General features: G+C 72.4%; 17 protein-coding genes. 4 read left to right on the top strand and 13 right to left on the bottom strand.

Features of this window, described 5'->3' with window-relative positions; all coding sequences use genetic code 11:
• Positions 1-113: 113 nt before the first annotated feature.
• The 10 genes from ftsQ to rsmH form a co-directional block, all read right to left on the bottom strand.
• A complete protein-coding gene (gene ftsQ, locus QC283_RS21680; RefSeq protein ID WP_279563267.1) occupies positions 114-908 on the bottom strand; it encodes a cell division protein FtsQ in 795 nt (264 codons plus the stop codon).
• Between the two features lie 59 nt (positions 909-967).
• A complete protein-coding gene (gene murG, locus QC283_RS21675) occupies positions 968-2,062 on the bottom strand; it encodes an undecaprenyldiphospho-muramoylpentapeptide beta-N-acetylglucosaminyltransferase (protein WP_279563266.1) in 1,095 nt (364 codons plus the stop codon).
• Positions 2,063-2,068: 6 nt separating this feature from the next.
• On the bottom strand, positions 2,069-3,439 hold the full coding sequence (ftsW, locus tag QC283_RS21670; RefSeq protein ID WP_279563265.1) for a putative lipid II flippase FtsW: 1,371 nt from the start codon (positions 3,437-3,439) through the stop codon (positions 2,069-2,071).
• 75 nt (positions 3,440-3,514) lie between these two features.
• Positions 3,515-4,930: a UDP-N-acetylmuramoyl-L-alanine--D-glutamate ligase gene (gene murD / locus QC283_RS21665; protein ID WP_279563386.1), complete on the bottom strand. Its 1,416-nt coding sequence runs from the start codon at positions 4,928-4,930 to the stop codon at positions 3,515-3,517.
• A gap of 11 nt (positions 4,931-4,941) precedes the next feature.
• Positions 4,942-6,033: a phospho-N-acetylmuramoyl-pentapeptide-transferase gene (mraY, locus tag QC283_RS21660; protein ID WP_279563385.1), complete on the bottom strand. Its 1,092-nt coding sequence runs from the start codon at positions 6,031-6,033 to the stop codon at positions 4,942-4,944.
• Positions 6,033-7,448 carry a UDP-N-acetylmuramoyl-tripeptide--D-alanyl-D-alanine ligase gene (locus tag QC283_RS21655; protein ID WP_279563264.1) on the bottom strand — a complete coding sequence of 472 codons (1,416 nt, stop codon included), beginning with the start codon at positions 7,446-7,448 and terminating at the stop codon, positions 6,033-6,035. The genes mraY and QC283_RS21655 overlap by 1 nt, the downstream gene beginning before the upstream one ends.
• 37 nt (positions 7,449-7,485) lie before the next feature.
• Positions 7,486-9,006 carry a UDP-N-acetylmuramoyl-L-alanyl-D-glutamate--2,6-diaminopimelate ligase gene (locus QC283_RS21650; RefSeq protein WP_279563384.1) on the bottom strand — a complete coding sequence of 507 codons (1,521 nt, stop codon included), beginning with the start codon at positions 9,004-9,006 and terminating at the stop codon, positions 7,486-7,488.
• Between the two features lie 236 nt (positions 9,007-9,242).
• Entirely contained in the window at positions 9,243-11,210 is a 1,968-nt protein-coding gene (locus QC283_RS21645; protein ID WP_279563263.1) for a peptidoglycan D,D-transpeptidase FtsI family protein, read from the bottom strand.
• Positions 11,207-11,704, bottom strand: coding sequence for a septum formation initiator family protein (locus QC283_RS21640; protein WP_279563262.1), 498 nt, complete (start codon positions 11,702-11,704; stop codon positions 11,207-11,209). The genes QC283_RS21645 and QC283_RS21640 overlap by 4 nt, the downstream gene beginning before the upstream one ends.
• A 59-nt stretch (positions 11,705-11,763) precedes the next feature.
• The gene (gene rsmH / locus QC283_RS21635) at positions 11,764-12,720 is read right to left on the bottom strand and encodes a 16S rRNA (cytosine(1402)-N(4))-methyltransferase RsmH (protein ID WP_279563261.1); all 957 of its coding nucleotides are present in this window, start codon (positions 12,718-12,720) and stop codon (positions 11,764-11,766) included.
• 422 nt (positions 12,721-13,142) lie between these two features.
• Between rsmH and QC283_RS21630 the strand changes: the two genes are divergently transcribed.
• The 4 genes from QC283_RS21630 (at position 13,143) to QC283_RS21615 (ending at position 18,894) form a co-directional block, all read left to right on the top strand.
• Entirely contained in the window at positions 13,143-13,691 is a 549-nt protein-coding gene (locus QC283_RS21630; RefSeq protein WP_279563260.1) for a beta-class carbonic anhydrase, read from the top strand.
• A 259-nt stretch (positions 13,692-13,950) separates the two neighbouring features.
• Positions 13,951-15,024 (top strand): AAA family ATPase, encoded by a 1,074-nt coding sequence (locus tag QC283_RS21625; RefSeq protein WP_383527511.1) that lies wholly within the window; start codon positions 13,951-13,953, stop codon positions 15,022-15,024.
• Complete coding sequence (locus QC283_RS21620; RefSeq protein WP_279563258.1) at positions 15,024-16,388, top strand: DUF58 domain-containing protein; 1,365 nt, start codon at positions 15,024-15,026, stop codon at positions 16,386-16,388. The genes QC283_RS21625 and QC283_RS21620 overlap by 1 nt, the downstream gene beginning before the upstream one ends.
• Positions 16,389-16,503: 115 nt before the next feature.
• A complete protein-coding gene (locus QC283_RS21615; RefSeq protein WP_279563257.1) occupies positions 16,504-18,894 on the top strand; it encodes a transglutaminase TgpA family protein in 2,391 nt (796 codons plus the stop codon).
• 423 nt (positions 18,895-19,317) lie between these two features.
• On the opposite strand, the gene QC283_RS21610 is transcribed toward QC283_RS21615, so the two are convergent.
• The 3 genes from QC283_RS21610 to QC283_RS21600 form a co-directional block, all read right to left on the bottom strand.
• Positions 19,318-19,755, bottom strand: a complete 438-nt coding sequence (locus QC283_RS21610) for a DUF3040 domain-containing protein (RefSeq protein ID WP_279563256.1) — start codon at positions 19,753-19,755, stop codon at positions 19,318-19,320.
• A gap of 278 nt (positions 19,756-20,033) precedes the next feature.
• Positions 20,034-20,861 carry a methyltransferase gene (locus QC283_RS21605; protein ID WP_279563255.1) on the bottom strand — a complete coding sequence of 276 codons (828 nt, stop codon included), beginning with the start codon at positions 20,859-20,861 and terminating at the stop codon, positions 20,034-20,036.
• Between the two features lie 182 nt (positions 20,862-21,043).
• On the bottom strand, positions 21,044-21,742 hold the full coding sequence (locus QC283_RS21600) for an SAV_6107 family HEPN domain-containing protein (protein WP_279563254.1): 699 nt from the start codon (positions 21,740-21,742) through the stop codon (positions 21,044-21,046).
• Positions 21,743-21,888: the final 146 nt, after the last annotated feature.

The following is a 21,888-nucleotide window of genomic DNA, read 5'->3' as shown; positions in this document are numbered from 1 at the left end:
GTCGACAAGTGGCGCACGTTCAACGAACACGCCGAACCTCCCGTTTTTCTTTTCACCCTATGTGATCAGCCGTAGCGCTGCCCAACCAGGGTGCTGGCCTGCACGTATACCCGTCAACTTGCCGATGACGCCGGGGCGGTGGGGACACTCACGTCGAAGTGCCGCGCGTCGGGCGCCGCTTTCATCAGCGCGGTGAGTACACGCGCTTTCCGTACACCCCGTTCACCGCTCCCCCACGCCACAGTCCGGTCGCCGCTCAACTCCAGCGAGATGTCGTCGTAGGAACGGACCTTGACGACCCGCGTGTCCTTGGCGACCGCGTCCGGGAGCCGGCCGGTCACCCGGACCGCCTCCCGCACCAGGCGGTCCTCGTCGAAGCGCCGCAGACTCGCCGCCGCCGTCCCCGACCGGGCGGGTTCCAATTCCAGCGTGGGCACGTTTTTCGGCGCCCGGGAAACCGTGGCGAAACGGACGCCTTCATCGTCCACTTCCACGAACTTTCGGCCCTTTTGGACAATCAGAACCGGGGTACGTTCCGTCACTTTCAGGTCGATTCCGTGCGGCCAGGAACGTTCCACGACGACCTCGTCGACGCGGGGCAATTCCTGTCGCAGCCGCGCCTCGACCGCCTCGGTGTCGACGGAGACCAACGGGTCACCGACCGGCACGTCGGCGGCCGCGCGCACCTGAGCGCCCGTCAGAACACGGGTACCGGAGACGGACACGCGTTCCACCCGCGTCCAGTCCGAGCCGTAGAGCAGCCAGCTGGTCGCGCCCGCGACGAGCACGAGAGCAACGGCCAGGATGATGATCGTACGAAGGCGGGGTGGGCCGAACCGCCCCGCACGGGGCGGGCCGGACGACTTCCGCTGGCGTTCACCGCGCTCGGCGGCGGTCGTTCCGGCCACGCGCACTCCCTTTCCTGGCTCGGTTCACCTCCGGAACGCCTCACTCGCCGATACGTTCCCTAGCGGTGCGCACGAGCGGCGATCGCCTCGTACACCATGCCGACGAGCAGGTCGTCGGCGTCCCGGCGGCCGAACTCGGCGGCGGCGCGGGACATCTCGTACAGCCGGTGCGGGTCGGCGAGCACGGGCAGGACGTTGTGCTGGAGCCACTCGGGCGTCAGTTCCGCGTCGTCGACCAGCAGTCCACCGCCGGCCTTGACCACCGGCTGGGCGTTGAGCCGCTGTTCGCCGTTGCCGACGGGCAGCGGGACGTAGGCGGCCGGGAGTCCGACGGCGGAGAGTTCGGCGACGGTCATCGCACCCGCGCGGCAGAGCATCATGTCGGCCGCGGCGTACGCGAGGTCCATCCGGTCCAGATAACTTACCGGGATGTACGGGGGCATCCCCGGCATCTGGTGCACCTGCGGCAGTTCGTTCTTGGGCCCGACCGCGTGCAGGATCTGGATGCCGGCCTGCTGGAGCCAGGGCGCGACCCGCTGCACCACCTCGTTGAGGCGGCGGGCGCCCTGCGAACCGCCGGAGACCAGCAGCGTCGGCAGATTGGGGTCGAGCCCGAACGCCGCGCGGGCCTCGGGACGCGCGGCGGCGCGGTCCAGGGTGGCGACGGCACGGCGCAGCGGGATGCCGATGTAGCGGGAGTTGCGCAGCTTGCTGTCGGGGGTGGAGACGGCGACCTGCGCGGCGTACCGCGAGCCGATCTTGTTGGCCAGCCCGGGGCGGGCGTTGGCCTCGTGGACGACGATCGGCACCCCGAGCCGCTTGGCCGCGAGGTAGCCGGGCAGGGCGACGTAGCCGCCGAAGCCGACCACGGCGTCCGCCCTGGTGCGCTCCAGGATCTGCTCGGTCGCCTTGATCGTCCCGCGCAGCCGGCCCGGGACGGTGATCAGTTCGGGGGTGGGCTTGCGCGGCAGCGGTACGGCCGGGATCAGCGCCAGTTCGTACCCGCGCTCGGGTACGAGGCGGGTCTCGAGGCCGCGTTCCGTGCCCAGGGCCGTGATCCCCACGGTGGGATCCTGCCTGCGCAGGGCGTCCGCGAGGGCGAGCGCGGGCTCGATGTGGCCCGCGGTTCCTCCGCCGGCGAGTACGACATGCACCGAAATTCACCGCTCTCCGGACGAACGCGCCCCAGAGGCACGCCGTCGCATCGTGTTCCAACTCCGGGGGCTCCGCTTGGACCCGGAAACCCCGGCTCCCCGCTTTCTACCAAAGCGAGGTTGCCGCAGCGCAAGCGCCGCCCGCGCACCGGGCTCGTCGCGCGCGAAGGCGATGAGCAGTCCGATGGCGAACATGGTCGGCAGCAGGGCCGAACCCCCGTAGGAGAACAGCGGGAGGGGGACACCGGCGATCGGCAGCAGCCCGAGGACCGCACCCATGTTGATCACGGCCTGGGCCGTGATCCAGGTGGTCACGCCTCCCGCGGCATACCTCACGAAGGGGTCCTCCGTACGTCCGGCCACGCGGATACCCGCATAGCCTAGAGCCGCGAACAGGGCGAGCACCGACAGCGTCCCCGCCAGGCCCAGTTCCTCACCGGTAACGGCGAAGATGAAGTCGGTGTGGGCTTCGGGGAGTTGGCCCCATTTCTCCACACTGGCACCGAGTCCGGAACCGAACAGTCCGCCCGAGGCGAGGGCGTAGATACCGTGCACGGCCTGCCAGCAGGCGTCGCCGGGGCCCGGGTCGGTGGCGCCGATGCAGTCCAGCCGGGCCATGCGGTTGGGGCTGGTCTTGATGAGGATGAAGCCGAGCAGCACGGCGATCGACAGCACACCGGCGAACAGCCGCGTGGGCGCGCCGGCCAGCCACAGCAGGCCGAACAGGATCGCCGTCAGGATGATCGCCGTGCCCATGTCGCCGCCGAGCATGATCAGCCCGAGCAGCATGAACGCCGCCGGCACCAGGGGCACCAGCATGTGCTTCCACTGCGTCAGCAGCCTCTTGTCCTGCTTGCGGGCCAGCAGGTCGGCGCCCCACAGCACCAGGGCCAGCTTGCCGAACTCGCTGGGCTGGATCTGGAAGGAGCCGCCCAGCGCGATCCAGTTCTGGTTGCCGTTGACCGCCATCCCTATCCCCGGTACCTGCACCAGGATCATCAGGACGACGGCACCGGCGAGGATCGGGTAGGCCAGCGCCCGGTGCAGCTTCACCGGCATCTTCATCGCGGCCACCAGCAGTCCGGCGCCGATCAGCGCCGCCAGGGCCTGCTTGCGGAAGAAGTACGACCCCGGCAGCGACAGCTGGAGCGCGGTGATCTGGGAGGCCGAGTAGACCATCACCAGGCCGAGCACGGTCAGCAGCGCGCTGCCGCCGGAGATCAGGTAGTACGCGGTCAGCGGCCGGTCCCAGGCGCGGCGCAGCCGGCGGTGCAGGCGGAGCAGCGGGTTCTCGTGCGGCGGCCCCGGCGCGGCGGATCGCTTGACGGCCCGCTGTGCGGGCGGTCGTCCGGTACGGCTCTGGGGGCTACCCGGCATCGCGGCCTCCGCTGTACGTCGGCATGGACCGTCCCACCCGTCCTCCCGAAGTCACCCGGCGCAGGAGGCGGCGGGTCAGGCGCCGAGTTCGCGAACGGCCTCCGCGAACGCGTCACCGCGCTTGTTGTAGTTGGTGAACATGTCCATCGAGGCACAGGCCGGGGCCAGCAGGACCGTGTCGCCGGGCCGGGCGAGCCGCTGGGCCTCCCGGACGGCCTGGAGCATCGCCCCAGTGTCGGTCCGGTCGAGGTCGACCACGGGTACCTCGGGGGCGTGTCGCGCCAGGGCTTCGCGGATCAGGGCGCGGTCGGCGCCGATCAGCACCGCCCCGCGCAGCCGCTCGGCCGCCCCCGCGACCAGCTCGTCGAAGGTCGCGCCCTTGGCCAGCCCGCCGGCGATCCAGACGATCGACCCGTACGCCGCCAACGAGGCCTCGGTGGCGTGGGTGTTGGTGGCCTTGGAGTCGTCCACGTACGCCACGCCGTCGACGTCGGCGACGTGCGCGATGCGGTGGGCGTCGGGCGTGAAGGCGCGCAGCCCGTCCCGTACGGCCGCGGCGGGGACGCCGTAGGCACGGGCGAGGGCCGCCGCGGCGAGGGCGTTGGCGATGTTGTGCGGGGCCGGCGGGTCGACGTCGGAGACCTCGGCGAGTTCCTGGGCGTTCTTCTGCCGGTCCTCGACGAAGGCGCGGTCGACCAGGATGCCCTCCACCACGCCGAGTTGGCCCGGTGCCGGGGTGCCGAGGGTGAAGCCGATCGCCCGGCAGCCCTCCTCGACGTCGGCCTCGCGGACCAGGTCCTCGGTCGCCTTGTCGGCGACGTTGTAGACGCAGGCGACGGTGTTTCCCTCGTAGATCCGGCCCTTGTCGGCGGCGTAGGCCTCCATGGAGCCGTGCCAGTCGAGGTGGTCGGGGGCGAGGTTGAGCACGGCGGCCGAGTGGGGGCGCGGGGAGGGCGCCCAGTGGAGCTGGTAGCTGGACAGCTCCACGGCCAGGACGTCGTACTCCGTCTCGCCGGTGACCGCGTCCAGCAGCGAGACGCCGATGTTGCCGACGGCGGCGGTGCGCAGGCCCGCGGCCTTCAGGATCGACGCCAGCATCTGCACGGTGGTGGTCTTGCCGTTGGTGCCGGTGACGGCCAGCCAGGGCGCGGCCTTCCGTCCGTCGAGGCCGCGCAGGCGCCAGGCCAGTTCGACGTCGCCCCAGACCGGGACGTCGGCCTCCCCGGCGGCCGTGAACAGCGGCTTGGTGGGCTTCCAGCCGGGCGCCGTGACGATCAGCTCGGTGCCGTCGGGCAGCGTGTCCCCGTCGCCGAGGCGCACGGTGACACCGAGCGCCTCCAGTTCGGCCGCCTGCGCCCGCGCGCGCTCGTCGTCGCCGTCGTTGACGACGGTGACGCGCGCGCCCAGGCCGTGCAGGACCTTGGCCGCCGGGACACCGGAGACGCCCAGTCCCGCGACGGTGACGTGCGTGCCCTGGAAGTCGAAAGGCACCGAGGAGGAGGTCACTTGTCCGCTGCCCATCCCGCGTAGAAGAGGCCCAGTCCGACGATCACACAGATGCCCTGGATGATCCAGAAGCGGACCACGACAAGGACCTCGGACCAGCCTTTGAGTTCGAAGTGGTGCTGGAGTGGCGCCATCCGGAAGACCCGTTTGCCGGTGAGGCGGAAGGAGCCGACCTGGATGACCACCGACATGGTGATCAGGACGAACAGGCCGCCGAGGATGGCCATCAGCAGTTCGGTGCGCGAGCAGATCGCCAGACCCGCGAGCACGCCGCCGAGCGCGAGCGAGCCGGTGTCACCCATGAAGATCTTGGCCGGCGAGGTGTTCCACCACAGGAAGCCGAGGCAGGAACCCATCAGCGCGGAGGCGACCACGGCGAGGTCGAGGGGGTCTCTCACCTCGTAGCAGGCGCCCGGGTTGGTCAGGGTCAGCGCGTTGGCGCAGGACTCCTGGAACTGCCAGACGCCGATGAAAGTGTAGGCGCCGAAGACCAGGACGGAGGCGCCGGTGGCCAGACCGTCCAGGCCGTCGGTCAGGTTCACGCCGTTCGACATCGCGAGGATCATGAACAGCGCCCAGATGACGAACAGCACCGGGCCGATGGTCCAGCCGAAGTCGGTGATGAACGACAGCTTCGTGGACGCCGGGGTGTTGCCCCGGTTGTCCGCGAACTGCAGCGAGAGCACGGCGAAGGCGATGCCGACGATCAGCTGGCCGGCCATCTTCGCCTTGGCCCGCAGGCCCAGCGACCGCCGTTTGACGATCTTGATGTAGTCGTCGAGGAAGCCGACCAGGCCCATGCCCACCATCAGGCCGAGCACCAGCAGGCCCGAGAAGGTCGGCGCGGCGTCGACCTCGGGGTCCGTGTAGCCGGTGATCACCTTGGCGAGGAAGTACGCGGCGACCGTCGCGAAGATGAAGGCGATACCGCCCATCGTCGGCGTACCGCGCTTGCTGGCGTGCTCGCGCGGCCCGTCGTCGCGGATGTACTGGCCGTAGCCCTTGCGGGCCAGGAGCTTGATCAGCAGCGGAGTGCCGACCAGCGTCAGGAAGAGGCCGATGACTCCCGCGAACAGGATCTGCTTCATCATCGGGCGGCAACCTCACCCTCGGCGCCGGTCTCCAGCAGCGCCGTGGCGACGCTCTCCAGACCCACCGAACGGGACGCCTTCACGAGCACGACGTCCCCTGGGCGCAACTCGCTGCGCAACAGGTCGACCGCCGCCTGTGCGTCGGACACGTGCACCGACTCCTCACCCCACGAACCCTCGTTGTATGCGCCCAGTTGCAGCCATCGGGCTTCCCTGCCCCCGACCGCGACGAGCTTGCTGACGTTGAGCCGGACGGCGAGCCGCCCGACCGCGTCGTGCTCGGCGAGCGCCTCGTCCCCGAGCTCGGCCATCTTGCCGAGCACCGCCCACGTACGACGTCCCTTGCCCATGGCCACGAGCGCGCGCAGGGCGGCTCGCATGGACTCGGGGTTCGCGTTGTAGGCGTCGTTGACGACCGTCACGCCGTCCGGGCGCTCGGTGACCTCCATCCGCCAGCGGGAGAGGGAGCCCGCCTCGGAGAGCGCGGTGGCGATCTCGTCTGCGGACATGCCCAACTCGTGGGCGACGGCGGCCGCGGCGAGCGCGTTCGACACGTGGTGCTCACCGTACAGGCGCATGGTCACATCGCTTGCACCGGAGGGTGTGTGAAGCCTGAAGGCGGGCTGTCCGCTGTCCGTGAGTCGCACATTCTCGGCGCGTACGTCCGCTTCGTCGGACTCTCCGAAAAGGATCACCTTCGCCTTCGTTCGGGAGGCCATGGCCCGTACGAGGGGATCGTCCGCGTTGAGGACCGCGGTGCCGCCCTCCTCGGCCGGCGGCAGCGCCTCGACGAGCTCGCCCTTGGCCTGGGCGATCTGCTCCCGGCCGCCGAACTCGCCGATGTGCGCGGAGCCGACGTTGAGGACGAGGCCGACCTTCGGCGGGGTCAGTTCGGCGAGGTAGCGGATGTGGCCGATGCCGCGGGCGCCCATCTCCAGGACGAGGAAGCGCGTCTCCTCGGTGGCGGTGAGCGCGGTGAGCGGCAGCCCGACCTCGTTGTTCATGGAACCGGGCGTGAAGACCGTGGGCGCCTCGCGGCGCAGCACCTGGGCGATGAGGTCCTTGGTGCTGGTCTTGCCGGCGGACCCGGTGAGGGCCACGAGGGTGGCGCCGAGGCGTCGTACGACGTGCCGGGCGAGGGCGCCGAGGGCGGCCTGGACGTCGTCCACGACGATCGCGGGCACGCCGACGGGGCGGGAGCCGAGCACGGCCACCGCGCCCGCCTCGACGACCGCCGGCGCGAAGTCGTGGCCGTCCACCCGCTCGCCGACGAAGGCGACGAAGAGGCAGCCGGGCCCCGCTTCCCGGGAGTCCCGGACAACCGGCCCGGTGACCTGCGCGGACGCGTCCGGTATGTCATGCATCCGCCCGCCGACGACTTCTGCGATCTCGGCGAGAGAGAGGGTGATCACAAGTTCGTCCCCTGGATCATATGGATCATGCGGGATTTCATCCCTGGGTCTTCTGGATGGCTTCGCGAAGCACCTGGCGGTCGTCGAAGGGACGGACCACCCCGGCGATGTCCTGGCCCTGCTCGTGGCCCTTGCCCGCCACCAGCACGGTGTCGCCGGGCTCGGCCCGGGCGACGGCGGCGGCGATCGCGGCGGCCCGGTCCTCGAAGACCTGCACCTCGCCGCGCTCGTACGCGGGCACGGAGGACGCGCCCTGGAGCATGGTGGCGAGGATCGCGAGGGGGTCCTCGGAGCGGGGGTTGTCGGAGGTCAGTACGGCGGTGTCGGCGAACCGGGCCACGGCGGCGCCCATCGGCTCCCGCTTGGTGGTGTCCCGGTCGCCGCCGCAGCCGAGCACGGCGTGCAGCTTGCCCTCGGTGACCTTGCGCAGCGCCTTGAGGACGGACTCGACCGCGTCGGTCTTGTGGGCGTAGTCGACCACCGCGAAGTAGGGCTGGCCCTCGTCCACGCGCTCCAGGCGGCCGGGCACGCCCGGCACCGCGGCGATGCCGTCGGCGGCGGCCTGCGGGTCGAGGCCGGCCGCGGCCAGGGCGACGATCGCGGCGAGCGTGTTCGCCACGTTGAACGGGCCGGCCAGCGGCGACTTGGCGGCGATCCGCTCGCCCTTCGGCCCGAGCACGGTGAACGTCGAGTCCAGCGGGCCGACCTCGACCTCGTCGGCGCGCCAGTCGGCGTCGGGGTGGCCCTCGGCGGAGTAGGTGACGACCGGGACGGTGGCCTCGTTCGCGAGGCGGCGTCCGTACTCGTCGTCCACGTTGACGACGCCGAGCCTGCTGCGCTCCGGCGTGAACAGCTGCGCCTTGGCCTGGAAGTAGTCCTCCATGCCCGAGTGGAACTCCATGTGCTCCGGGCTGAGGTTGGTGAAGACCGCGAGGTCGAAGACGCAGGCGTCGACCCGGCCGAGCACGAGGGCGTGGCTGGAGACCTCCATGGCGACCGCCTCGGTGCCGCGCTCGCGCATCACCGCGAACAGCGCCTGGAGGTCGGTGGCCTCGGGCGTGGTGCGCTCGGACTTGATGCGCTCGTCGCCGATGCGCATCTCGACCGTGCCGATGAGCCCGGTGGACTTCGCCGTGCGCAGGCCGCCCTCGACGAGGTAGGCCGTGGTGGTCTTGCCGGAGGTGCCCGTGATGCCGATCTGGAGGAGATCGCGGCCGGGGTGGCCGTAGATCGTGGCCGCCAGTTCACCCATCCGCGCGCGCGGGTCGTCGACGACGAGCGCCGGCAGACCGGTGGCGGCGGCGCGCTCCGCGCCGGCCGGGTCGGTCAGCACGGCGGCGGCGCCGAGGCCGGCGGCCTGGGTGACGAAGTCGGCGCCGTGGGCGCGGGCTCCGGGGAGGGCGGCGTACAGGTCACCGGGGCGGACGGCACGCGAGTCATGGGTGATGCCCGTGACCTCCGCGCTGCTGTCCGGTGCGGTGACACCCAGCTGACCGGCGAGTTCCGCCAGGGTTGTGGCGGAGATCCGCGCCGGCCGGGGCGGTCCCGGATAGGTCACGGGGTGGCCCTTCTGGGTGGTTTGGGACTGATCAGCGTGTGGCACGGCGGTGAGCGTACCGGGCGTACCCGCTTCCGGGCGAAGTGAGGTGGGGGAGGTGCTCTGGTTCCCGGGATCGGGGGTGATCGTCGTCACGGGTGGTTCCTGGTGGCTCGGTACTGAATCGGCGCTGGCTCGGTACGGGCTCGGTATTGGCTCTGGCTTGCTGGGTGCTGGTCCGGGTCCGTCGCCCCGGGTCAGGGCTTGAAGGTGACCGGGAGGTTCGCGGGGTCGGCCCCGGTCGGCGGGACCTGGAGGGTCTTCAGGGCGAACTCCATGACCTGCTTGTAGATGGGGCCACAGATCTGGCCGCCGAAGTAGCTGCCCTCGGTCGCGTTCTGGATGGCGCAGTAGACGGTGACACGAGGCTTGTCTGCGGGGGCGAAACCCGCGAACGACGAGGTGTAGCCGTGGTACTTGCCGGTGGCCGGATCCACCCGGTTGGCCGTGCCCGTCTTGCCCGCGACCCGGTAGCCGGGAATGCGTGCCTTGGTGCCGGTGCCCTCCTCGTCGTCGACGACGGACTCCAGCATCTGCGAAAGGGTCTTCGCCGTCTTCTCACTGATCACACGGGTCTTCTCGGGTTCGGCGGCCGGGGTGAAACGTCCGTCCTCCCCCTTGGTGCCGCGTACGAGGGTGGGCTCGACGCGGACGCCGCCGTTGGCGATGGTCGAGTACACGGAGGCCGCCTGCAGCGCGGTCACGGAGACGCCCTGGCCGAAAGGAATCGTGTACTGCTGCGAGGTCGACCACTGGTCGGGCGGCGCCAGGATGCCCTTCGTCTCGCCGGGGAAGCCGAGACCGCTGTGGCTGCCGAGGCCGAACTTGCGGAGGTAGGAGTAGAGCACCTTGTTGGCCTCCTCCTGCGTCCTGCCCAGCTCGCCGGTGGCCATGATGGTGCCGATGTTGCTGGACTTGGCGAGCACGCCGTTGAGCGTGAGGTACCAGGTGGGGTGGTCGATGTCGTCCTTGAAGAGCCGGTCTCCGCGCTTGAGCCGGTTCGGGATGACGAGGTGGGTCATCGGCGTGGCGGCGTTCTCCTCCAGTACGGCCGCCATCGACATCACCTTGGCGGTGGAGCCGGGCTCGAAGGCGTCCTGGAGGGCGGCGTTGCCCAGCGCGTCCGGGTCGGCGTGGGCGAGGTCGGCGGGGTCGAAGCCGGGCGAGTTGGCCATGGCGAGGATCTCTCCGGTGGCCGTGTCCTGGACGATGACGTAGCCGCCGTCCGCCTTGGACTTCTCCACCTGCTCGCTGATGGCGTGCTGCGCGGCCCACTGGATGTCGCGGTCGATGGTGAGCTCGACGTCGCTGCCGGGCACGGCGGGCGTCCCGGTGGAGCCGGCGGTGGGCACCTGCCGGCCGCCGGACTGCACGTAGCGGATCTCGCCGTCCTTGCCGGCCAGCGTCTTGTCCAGCTTCCGTTCGAGGCCGCCGCCGCCCTTCCCGTCCGCTCCGACCCAGCCGATGACGCCGGCCGCGAGGTCGCCGCCCGGATACACGCGCTTACTGCTGGGGTCGGCGAGGACACCCGCGAGGACGTTGACCGCGGACTTGTCCGTCTCCGCCTTCTTGGCGAGCGCGGTCTTCAGGTCCTTGATCTGGTTCCAGACCTGCGGGGTCTGCCGGCGGGCGAGGACGACGTAGCGCAGTTTCCCGTTCTCCGGACGGAGCCGGTCGACCAGGTCCGCCGGGTCCTCGCCGAGGATCGGCGCGAGGAGCGCGGCCGCCTGCTCGGGGCCGTCACCGACGTCCAGCTGCTCACGGGTGAACAGCGTGGGGTCGGCGGTGATGTCGTAGGCGTCCACGGTGGACGCGAGGGCGACGCCGTTGCGGTCGGTGATCCCGCCGCGCTCGGCGGGCAGGGCGTGCACGACGTAGTGGTTCTGCTCGGCCTTGGCGGCGTAGGTGCCGGCGTCGACGGCCTGCACCTGGAGCAGCCGCACGACGAAGGCGGAGAGCACCAGGGTCAGCGCGAGGCCGATCATGCGCAGGCGCGGGCGGGGGCTGCCCAGCCGGATGGTGCGGGGTGCGGCGGGCCGGGGCGGGCCCGGCCGGCGGGCGGGCCGGGCGCCGGGACCGGGCTGCCGCCGTCCGCCGGGGCGGACGGGCCTGGCGGGTCCGGGCACTCGGCGGCGCGGCGGTTCCCTGTCGGACACTTCCGTCACCTGCCGGGAGTCGGGGTCGGGGCGGGGGTGGTCGTGCTGGTGGGGGTGGCCGCGGTGGTGGGGGGTGCCGTGGCGGGGGGTGCCGTGAGCGCCTCGGGGGCGAGGACCAGCGGGGTGGCGGCGGCGGGCGCGGGGCTCGGCGAGCCCTTGACGGTGCCGTCGGGGGCCAGGAAGGCGGGATCGCCGCCGGGCACCATGCCCAGTTCACGGGCGCGGCGCTGGAGGGCCCGGGGCGCGGAGTACGCGTCGATGTCCCGCTGGAGCGCCTGCTCCTCGTCGGTGAGCTCCTTGGTCTTCTGCTTCAGGTCGTCCAGTTGGAACGAGCCCTCGCTCATGGCGGAGTTCAGCACCAGGAGCCCGATGAGGCCGCCGCCGAGGAGGACGACCACGAGGAGGACGAACGGAGCCCGGGCCGCCTGGCCGCGTCCGCCCGCGGGCGGCAGGAGCCGGGCCAGCCGGGCCGCCCTCCCCTTCAGTTCGGGTTTCCCGCTCACTCGCCCTCCCTGGGCCCGGGTGGGCCGTCCGGGCCCGCTCCTGGCCTGCCTCGCTCGTTTCACCCGATGGACTCCCTGATGCGCTGGGCTCCGCGCAGCCGTGCCGGTGCCGCCCGCCGGTTCTCGGCGATCTCCTCCTCGGTGGGAAGTTCGGCACCACGGGTGAGGAGCTTGAGCCGGGGCGCGTAGCGTTCGGGAACGACCGGCAGTCCGGGCGGCGCCGTGTTGGCGGCGCCGGCCGCGAACACCTGCTTGACCAGCCGGTCCTCCAGGGAGTGGTACGACAGCACGGCGATCCGCCCGCCCACGCCGAGGGCCTCGACGGCGGCCGGGATCGCCCGCTCCAGGACGGACAGCTCCCCGTTGACCTCGATGCGCAGGGCCTGGAAGGTGCGCTTGGCCGGGTTGCCGCCGGTGCGCTTGGCGGCCTGCGGCAGCGCGGCGCGGATCAGTTCCACGAGGCGCGCGCTGTTGCTGAACGGCTCCTTCTCGCGCTCGCGCACGACCGCGGACACGATGCGCTTGGCCTGCTTCTCCTCGCCGTACGCGCGCAGGATGCGGACCAGTTCGCCCGGCGGGTAGGTGTTGAGGACCTCGGCGGCGCTCATGCCGGTCGTCTGGTCCATCCGCATGTCGAGCGGGGCGTCCTGGGCGTAGGCGAAGCCGCGGTCCGCCTCGTCGAGCTGCATGGAGGACACGCCGAGGTCGAACAGCACGCCCTGGACGCGCGGGATGCCGAGCCGGTCCAGTACGTCGGGCAGCTCGTCGTACACGGCGTGCACGAGGGTGGCGCGCTCACCGTGCGGCGCGAGCCGCTCGCCGGACAGGCGCAGGGCCTCCTTGTCCCGGTCGAGGGCGACGAGCCGGGCCTCGGGGAAGCGTTCGAGGAGCGCCTCGCTGTGCCCGCCGAGTCCCAGCGTGCAGTCGACGACCACGGCGCCCGGCTCCGTCAGGGCGGGCTCCAGCAGGTCCAGACACCGCTGGAGCATCACCGGGACGTGTCGACTCTGGCTCAAGTGGGGCGGCCTCTCAGGTCCGGCGCGGCGTCACGCACCGCCGGGTCCCCTCCCGCTCGTGAAGGGGAGGCCTGCCGGCGCCAAAAGCGTCGGCCGGCCGGGAGCGGGAGGAGGCCGAGCCGTACGTACGCGCCGCGCACGTGGGGAGATCTGGCGGGACGTCGCCCAGGTCTCCGGGGATTTCAGTCCAGCAGGGAGAGCCTCGCCTCCCGCTTCGCGTCACTTTAGTCCACCCTGTCGCCCGGTCAATCAACCGGCCTGCGCGTCGCGGGTACGGCGTCCGCAAACCGGTGCCGTACGGCTTTTCACTCGTACGGACGCGTCCGCTCCCCCTGTGGGTTGGCTCACAACCGGCCTCGATGGCGTTCTTTGTCCCGCTTCACAGCGGGCCGCGCGGGGGGACGGCCAGTAACGTCATGGATATGACGACTTCTGCATCGGTACCCGCCGGCTCCGGATCCGCCACGGTCGGCGACCACACCGTCACCGACCGGCTCGTCGAGGCGAACAAGCGCTACGCCGCCGCGTTCACCGACCCCGGGATGGACGCCCGCCCCGTACAGCGCGTCGCCGTCGTGGCCTGTATGGACGCGCGTCTCGACCTGCACGCGGCGCTCGGCCTGGCGCTCGGTGACTGCCACACCATCCGCAACGCGGGCGGTGTCGTCACCGACGACGTGATCCGCTCGCTCACCATCAGCCAGCGGGCGCTCGGCACCCGCAGTGTGGCCCTCATCCACCACACCGGCTGCGGCATGGAGTCCATCACCGAGGAGTTCCGGCACGATCTGGAGCTGGAGGTCGGCCAGCGCCCGGCGTGGGCGGTGGAGGCCTTCCGGGACGCCGACCAGGACGTGCGGCAGTCGATGGAGCGGGTGCGTACCTCGCCGTTCCTGCTGCACACCGAGGACGTGCGCGGCTTCGTCTTCGACGTGAGGACGGGCCTGCTGCGCGAGGTCGACCCCGCCTGATCCCGTCGCCCACCCCGACGAGTCCCGCCGCGCAAGCGCCGCAAAGGACGCAAGGCCCGACATATCGCGGCCAGTTGTCCACAGGCGAGTGACACGAATCGGTAACGGCAGCAAGAATGCGGGGAAGTGGTGTCGTGCGGAACTATTTTCGCGCGCTGTCCGTGATTCGGGGTGGGCCGGTCCGCGATGCGGGGGCCCGCCCGGCAAGTTGGGGTACTCCCGCTTCCCAGGAAGCGCGGGGAAAGGCCGAGGAGGGCCGGTGACGACCTATGACGATCAGGCGAGCCATGGGGGCGCCCCCGCCCAAGCGTATTCAAGGGTTGGGGATGATCTGACCGCTGTGGTCGAGCGGGTGCGCGGTTCGGTGGAGAGCGTGATCGAGGGCAAGCCCGAGGTCGTGAGGCTCTCGCTGACCGTGCTGCTCGCCGAGGGACACCTGCTGATCGAGGACGTCCCGGGAGTCGGCAAGACCATGCTGGCCAAGGCGCTGGCGCGGTCCATCGACTGTTCCGTGCGCCGGATCCAGTTCACGCCGGACCTGCTGCCGTCGGACATCACCGGGGTGTCCATCTGGGACCAGCAGCGCCGGGACTTCGAGTTCAAACCGGGCGCGATCTTCGCGCAGGTGGTCATCGGCGACGAGATCAACCGCGCCTCGCCGAAGACGCAGTCCGCCCTGCTGGAGTCGATGGAGGAGCGACAGGTCACCATCGACGGCCAGACCTACGAGCTGCCCAGCCCCTTCATGGTGGTGGCGACGCAGAACCCGGTCGAGATGGAGGGCACCTACCCGCTGCCGGAGGCCCAGCGCGACCGTTTCATGGCGCGCGTCTCCATCGGCTATCCCAGCCCGGACGCCGAGTTGCAGATGCTCGACGTGCACGGCGGGGTGAACCCGCTGGACGACCTGCAACCGGTGGCGCACGCGCACGAGATCCTGAAGCTGATCGAGGCGGTCCGGGGCGTCCATGTCGCCGACCCGGTCCGGCGGTACGCCGTGGACCTGGTCGCCGCCACGCGCACCCACCCGGATCTCAGACTCGGCGCCTCGCCGCGCGCCACGCTGCATCTGCTGCGCGCGGCGAAGGCGTCCGCCGCCCTGAGCGGCCGGGAGTACGCGCTGCCGGACGACGTGCAGGCCCTCGCGGTCGCCGTCCTGGCCCACCGCCTGCTGCCCACCGCCCAGGCGCAGCTGAACCGCCGCACCGCCGAGCAGGTCGTCCAGGAGATCCTCCAGCGCACCCCGGTGCCCGCGGCATCCCAGCAGGCCACGGGCTTCGGCACCGGCCGCGGCTCGTCGACGTACGACCACCAAGCGCCGCGGAGGCTGTGATGGACGCCGGGGGGACGGACCGGTCACAGGACGACCGGGGCGAGGGCGGCGGCATCCGTACCGCCCTGACCGGGCTGACCACCCGCGGGCGCTCCTTCCTCGCCGCGGGCATCGCCGCCGCGGTCTGTGCCTACGTCCTCGGCCAGAGCGACCTGCTCCGGGTGGGACTGCTGCTGGGTGTGCTGCCGCTGGTCTGCGCGACCGTGCTCTACCGCACCCGGTACCGGGTCGCGGGCAGCCGCCGGCTCTCCCCCGGGCGGGTGCCCGCGGGCAGCGAGGCCCGGGTGCATCTGCGAGTCGACAACGTCTCGCGGCTCCCCACCGGCCTGCTGATGCTCCAGGACCGGGTGCCCTACGTCCTCGGACCGCGCCCCCGCTTCGTACTCGACCGGGTGGAGCCGGGCGGTCGCCGCGAGGTGTCCTACCGGGTCCGCTCGGACCTGCGCGGACGCTATCCGCTGGGCCCGCTCCAGTTGCGCCTGACCGACCCGTTCGGGCTGTGCGAGCTGACCCGCTCCTTCTCGACGTACGACACCCTGACCGTGATCCCGCGCGTGGAGGCGCTGCCTCCGGTGCGGCTGAGCGGAGAGGCCAAGGGATACGGGGAGGGCCGGCAGCGCTCGCTCGCGCTGGCGGGCGACGACGACGTGATTCCGCGCGGGTACCGCTACGGCGACGACCTGCGCCGCGTGCACTGGCGCTCCACCGCGCGCTACGGCGAGCTGATGGTGCGCCGCGAGGAGCAGCCGCAGCGCGCCCGCTGCACGGTGCTCCTGGACACCCGGGTCGTGGCCTACGAAGGCACCGGGCCCGACTCGGCCTTCGAGTGGGCGGTCTCCGGCGCCGCCTCCGTGCTGGTGCACATGCTGGAGCGGGGCTTCTCCGTCCGGCTGCTCACGGACACCGGCAACTCGGTGCCCGGCGAGGGCACCGACGGCTTCGCCGGCGCGAGCCAGGGCACGGCCGACGCGGCCGGGCTGATGATGGACACCCTCGCGGTGATCGACCACTCCGACAGCACGGGCCTGTCCCAGGGGTACGACATGCTGCGCGGCGGGAACGAGGGGCTGCTGGTGGCGTTCTTCGGCGACCTGGACGAGGAGCAGGCCACGGTGGCCGCCAAGATGCGGCAGCGCAGCGGCGGCGCGGTCGCCTTCGTCCTGGACAGTGAGACCTGGGCGCGGGAACCGGCCGACGTGCCCGGTCCGTCGGACAGGGGCGAGGAACGGCTGCGGATGCTGCGCGAGGCGGGCTGGACCGCCGTGATCGTGCCACGGGGGGCCACCATGGAGGAGCTGTGGCGCCTGGCGGACCACGAACGCACGGGCCTGACGGCGGCGAGCGGCGGGGAGGGCACGCGATGAGCGCGACGGAACGACCTGCGGCACACGCCCGGGCAGGCACGCCTGAGCGACACCGGCCACCGGCGGGCCACGAGCACACCGGGCCCACGACGGCCACCGGCCGGGAGGGCACGCGATGAGCGGGCGGGCGCGGCTGGCGTTGTGCGCGTGGGCGGCCACGTTGATGGCGGCGTGCGCGCTGCTGCCCCTGGTCGACCCGGCCACCTGGATCCTGCAGGCCGCGCTGCTGCTGGCGGTCCAGTCCGGGGTGGGCGCGGCGGCCCGCCGGGTTCCGCTGGCCCGGCCGCTGACCATCGCCGCGCAGGCCCTGGTCACGCTGGTGTTCCTGACCCTGGTCTTCGCCCGGCAGCAGGCGCTCGCCGGGCTGGTCCCCGGCCCGCAGGCCTTCCAGCGCTTCGCCGACCTGCTGCGACAGGGCGGCGACGACATCGCCCGGTACGCGATCCCGGCGCCGCTGGAGTCCGACGGCATCCGGCTGATGCTGGTCGGCGGTGTCCTGGTGATCGGGCTGCTGGTGGACGCCCTCGCGGTGACCTTCCGCAGCGCCGCCCCCGCCGGGCTGCCGCTGCTCGCGCTGTACTCGGTGGCCGCGGGGCTGTCCGAGGGCGGCACCGACTGGCTGTGGTTCCTCGTCGCGGCGGCCGGCTACCTGATGCTGCTCCTGGCCGAGGGACGTGACCGGCTCTCGCAGTGGGGCCGGGTCTTCGGCGGCACACCGCGCACTCCGGGCGGGGAGCGGAGCGGCGCGGTCGCCCCGGTCCGCACCGGGCGGCGCATCGGCGCGTTCGCGCTGGGCGTCGCCCTGGTGGTACCGCTCGCCCTGCCCGCGATGGACGGCGGGCTGCTGGACAGCGCCAAGACGGGCGTCGGCTCCGGGAGCGGGGGCGGCGGCACGATCTCCGCGGTGAACCCCCTGGTCTCCCTGCGCGACAGCCTCAACGTCGACGAGAACCGGGAGGTCCTCTCCGTCGACACCGACTCGGAGGACCTGTCGAACCTGTACCTGCGCATCGTCTCCCTGGACGACTTCGACGGCACCACCTGGAAGCCGTCCAAGCGGCACATCACCGCCGTGCCGGACGGCTCGTTCCCCACACCGGTCGGCCTCGGCCCCGACACCAAGCGGGTGGAGACCCGGACCACCATCTCGGCCGCGGACTGGTACGCCCAGGACTGGCTGCCGATGCCGTACCCGCCGAGCGGCGTGCGCATCGCGGGCAGCTGGCGCTACGAGCCCGTCGGCATGACACTGGTCGGCGACCACGGGCAGAACACGCGCGGGCTGACGTACGAGGTGCGGAGCCTGAACGTGCAGCCGACGGCGGACCAGCTCGCCGCCGCTCCGCCGCCGCCCGCGGCACTGAAGCGGGAGCACACCGAGCTGCCGGACTCGCTGCCCGAGGTGGTCTCCGAAACCGCCCGCCAGGTCACCGCGGGCGCGGCGAACTCCTACGAGCAGGCGGTCAAGCTCCAGGAGTACTTCGCGGTCAACGGCGGTTTCGAGTACGACACCGAGGTCAAGGTCGGCAGCGGCTCGCAGGCGATCGCCCGCTTCCTCAAGGACAAGCAGGGCTTCTGCGTCCACTTCTCCTTCGCCATGGCGGCCATGGCCCGCTCCCTGGACATACCGGCCAGGGTGGCGGTCGGCTTCGCGCCGGGCTCCCCGCAGGCGGACGGCTCGGTGTCGGTGGGGCTGCGGGACGCCCACGCCTGGCCCGAGGTGTACTTCGAGGGCGTGGGCTGGACCCGCTTCGAGCCGACGCCGACCCGCGGGACGACCCCGTCGTACACGCAGACGGAGACGCCGGGCAGCACCGTTCCGGACCCCGCGCTGCCGTCCCGGAACGCGGAGACGGAGCCGTCGGCGGCGCCCTCGACGAGCGAGAGCTGCACGGCCCAGGACAAGAAGCTGGACGCCTGTGGTGGCGAGTCGGCGGTGGCCGTGCCGGTCACGGGCGGGGACGGTCCGAAGTGGTACGGGGTGCTGGCCTGGGTCCTGGGCGGGCTCGCGGTGCCGCTGATCCCGCTCGCGCCGATGCTGTGGCGGCTGCGCACCCGGTCGGTACGGCTGGGGGCGCACGGCCGCGCCGAGGCGGACGCGGGGCCGCACACCCTCGCGGTCTGGCAGGAGCTGACCGATACGGCATGGGACTTCGGGATCCTGCCGGAGGAGTCTCAGACCCCGCGCAAGGCGGCGGCTCGGATCGTTCGGCTCGGCCGGCTCGAGCCGACGGCCGCGGCGGCGGTGCACCGGGTCGCGGATGCCGTGGAGCAGGTTCTCTACGCGCCCCGGCCGCGCCTGACGGCGGGTCTCACGGAGGACGTCCACCGGGCGAGCGCCGGTCTGCGGGCCGCGGTCGGCCGTGGCACGCGGCTGCGCGCACGGTTCGCACCGCGTTCGACCGTGCGGGTGGTCTGGGCGGTCTCGGCCCGGTGGGCGGCGTTGAAGCAGCGGGCCGTGGCGGCCCGGCCCACGTGGCGGAAGGCATCGGGGCAGCAGGGCTGAGAGCCGACGGGCCGAAGTCGGTCCGGACCGACCGGGCTGAGCCCACGGGCCGGACCGACGGGGCTGAACCCACCGGCCGGACCGACCGGGCTGAACCCACGGAGCGGGGCCGCGTCCCGCGCGGGACCGGGACGTGGAGACGAGTCGGTGGTGTGGCCTGGGCTGCCAGAGGCTCTGCACTGGGCGGCCAGGGGCGCCAAGCCCGCGCGGATGCGCCGGCCCCGGCCCGGCCCGGACCCGTCGGGCTGCCCACCGTGTCCCCTCCGGGACACCCATCGCGCTCGCCGGGTGACCGACCGCCCCCGCTCCGCGGCCTCCGGCACCTCCGGCACCTCCGGCACACATGGGTACGCGTGAGGGGGTGACCACCCGGACGGTGGTCACCCCCTCACGCGGATGTTCTGCTGAGCGGCTGCTGGGAGGCTACTGGCCGCCCTGCTGCTCATCCCTGCGGCGCTGCCAGCGCTCGTCGATGCGGTCCATCATGGAGCGCTTCTGCCGCCCCTGACGGCGCGCCTGCGGTCCACCTCCGGCACCGCCTCCACCGGCCCCGCCACCACCTGCGCCGGCGGCGGGCTGCTCGCCCGGCTTCGGGGCCTTGCGCCAGCCGGTCACGGCGAGAACCGCGCAGCCCAGCATGACGAGGAAGCCCACCACACTGAGCCAGACCTGCTGGGCGACCATACCGGCCATGAGGAGCGCAATACCTACGAGGAAGCCCGCGACCGCTTGGTAGACCCGTCGCCGGGTGTACGTACGCAGCCCGCTTCCCTCGAGCGCTGTCGCGAACTTGGGATCTTCGGCGTACAGCGCTCGCTCCATCTGCTCGAGCATTCGCTGCTCGTGCTCCGAGAGCGGCACGGAGTCCTCCTCATCGTGCAGTCGCCGGGGCGACCCGGGGGGGTCCCTTCAGGATAGGCAGGGAATCGCCCCCGTGAAACCCGCCCCTCTACGCCAATTGGCCAACCGGTCTCCGTCATGGCCGTGCCGGCTCGCTGAAGTTCCCATTCCCCAGCGGCCGACCCGTCATGCCGGGCGGTCTCCCTCGATCATACGGCGACTGGCCGCCGTTCGGGGGGCCTGTGGCGTACTCCATCTGCAGTCGCGTCCCTGATCAGCGCCTTACCCCACCGGGCGGCTCAGGCCTCCTGGGTCCCTCGCGTCTCACCGAGCACGTGAAGCTGGGTGGCCACGGAGTGGAACGCGGCGAGTTCGGCCGCCGCGGCCTCCAGCTTCAGCAGCGCCTCCATGGCTCCGGGCTCCGTGTCCACCAGTACTCCCGGAACGAGGTCGGCGAAGACCCGTACGCCGTGCACGGCGCCGATCCGCAGCCCCGCGGCCTCGACCAGTCCGGTGAGCTGTTCGGCGGTGAACCGGCGCGGCACGGGATCACCCGTGCCCCAGCGGCCGTCCGGGTCACCGAGGGCCTGCCGGGCCTCCGTGAAGTGGCCGGCGAGGGCACGCGCGAGCACGGCCCCGCCGAGGCCCGCGGCGAGCAGGCTGAGGACGCCCTCGGCGCGCAGGGCGGCCACCACGTTGCGGATGCCCTCCGCGGGGTCGTCCACGTACTCCAGGACGCCGTGGCACAGCACCACGTCGTAGCCGCCGCGCTCGACCACGTCGAAGAGGCCGTGGGCGTCTCCCTGGACGCCCCGCACACGGTCGGCGACGTCGGCCTCGGCGGCGCGGCGCTCCAGGGCGAACAGCGCGTTGGGGCTCGGGTCGACGACGGTGACGCGGTGGCCGAGGCGGGCCACGGGCACGGCGAAGTTGCCGCTGCCGCCTCCGGTGTCCAGGACGTCCAGCGCCTGGCGGCCCGTGGCCTTGACCCGACGGTCGAGGGCGTCCTGGAGAACGTCCCAGACCACAGCGGTACGCAGGGCGGCGCGGGAACGAGAGGGCTCCGAGCGCGGCGACGCCGTCTGCGGGCGGTGGGGGGAGACGGGCGGGCGCATCGGGTCCGACACGGCAGTTGACTCCTCGGCGCGGCACCGCCTCGGCACGGGCGGAGCGAACGGGCTGCCGCCCCGGCCCGGGTACCGGGAAGGGGCAGGCTTCAGGCGCCTCCCACCCTATTGCCTCCGGTGCGCCGACCGGTCATCCCGTACCACCGGCCCCGCGGGAGCCCGGGCCCCCTTCGCCGAAGCACTCATCCCACGTCCGGCAGGTGGTGACCCGCCCGGCCGTCTCCCGCCCGGCCGCCTCCCGGACGGTCGGAGCCCGGTCCGTCGGAGCCCGGTCCGCTCAAGCCCGGCCGGTCGGCGGATGGGTGGTCGGCGCCGGGCCGGTCGGCGGCGGGGCGGTCCGTGTCCGGCCGGTCCGTCTCCGGCCGGTCCGCGTCGGGGCGGGGCTGGGGCAGCACCGGCTGGAGGACCAGCATCCGCTCCACGAGGCGCAGGAACATCGCCACGTCGCGTATCAGGTCGTCGGCGTCACGCCGGTTGGCGGCGCCCTGGATGCCCGCCTCGGCCCGCGCCCGGCGCCGGGCGCCCGCGGCGAACAGCGCGCTCCAGTCGGAGAGCTCGGGGGCGATCTCGGGCAGCACTTCCCAGGCGCTGCGGATGCGGGCCCGGGCCCGTGGGGTGGTCTCGGGACGGCCTCGTGCGGCGAGCACCGCGGCCGCGGTGCGCAGGGCGGCGAGATGGGCCGTCGCGTAGCGCTCGTTCGGCGTTTCGAGGACGGTGGCCTCCTCCAGTCCGGTCCGGGCCTGGGCGAGCAGGTCGAGGGCGGCGGGCGGGGCGGTCGTCCGGCGGAGCACGGGGTGCACGTCGCTCGCCGGGCCGGTCAGTGAGGGTGCAGGGCCGGCCGCGCGGCGCCGCCGGGCGGCGGCTGCGGACGAGTGGGCCATGACGATCCTCCTGTCGTCTCCGTGACGGCACGCCCGGGCAGGAGGTGCCGTATGTGCCCATCGTGAGGTATGCCACTGACAATCCGCCCCGACCTGGACTTTTGCTTCGGTCGTAGGTTCGAGTCGGCTGGTCCGGAAAGGTGCTG

The sequence above is a fragment of the Streptomyces sp. DH41 genome, assembly GCF_029813785.1.
Classification (GTDB): Bacteria; Actinomycetota; Actinomycetes; order Streptomycetales; family Streptomycetaceae; genus Streptomyces.
Note: the sequence above shows the minus strand (reverse complement) of the source record. Positions and strands in the feature narration are given on the sequence as shown.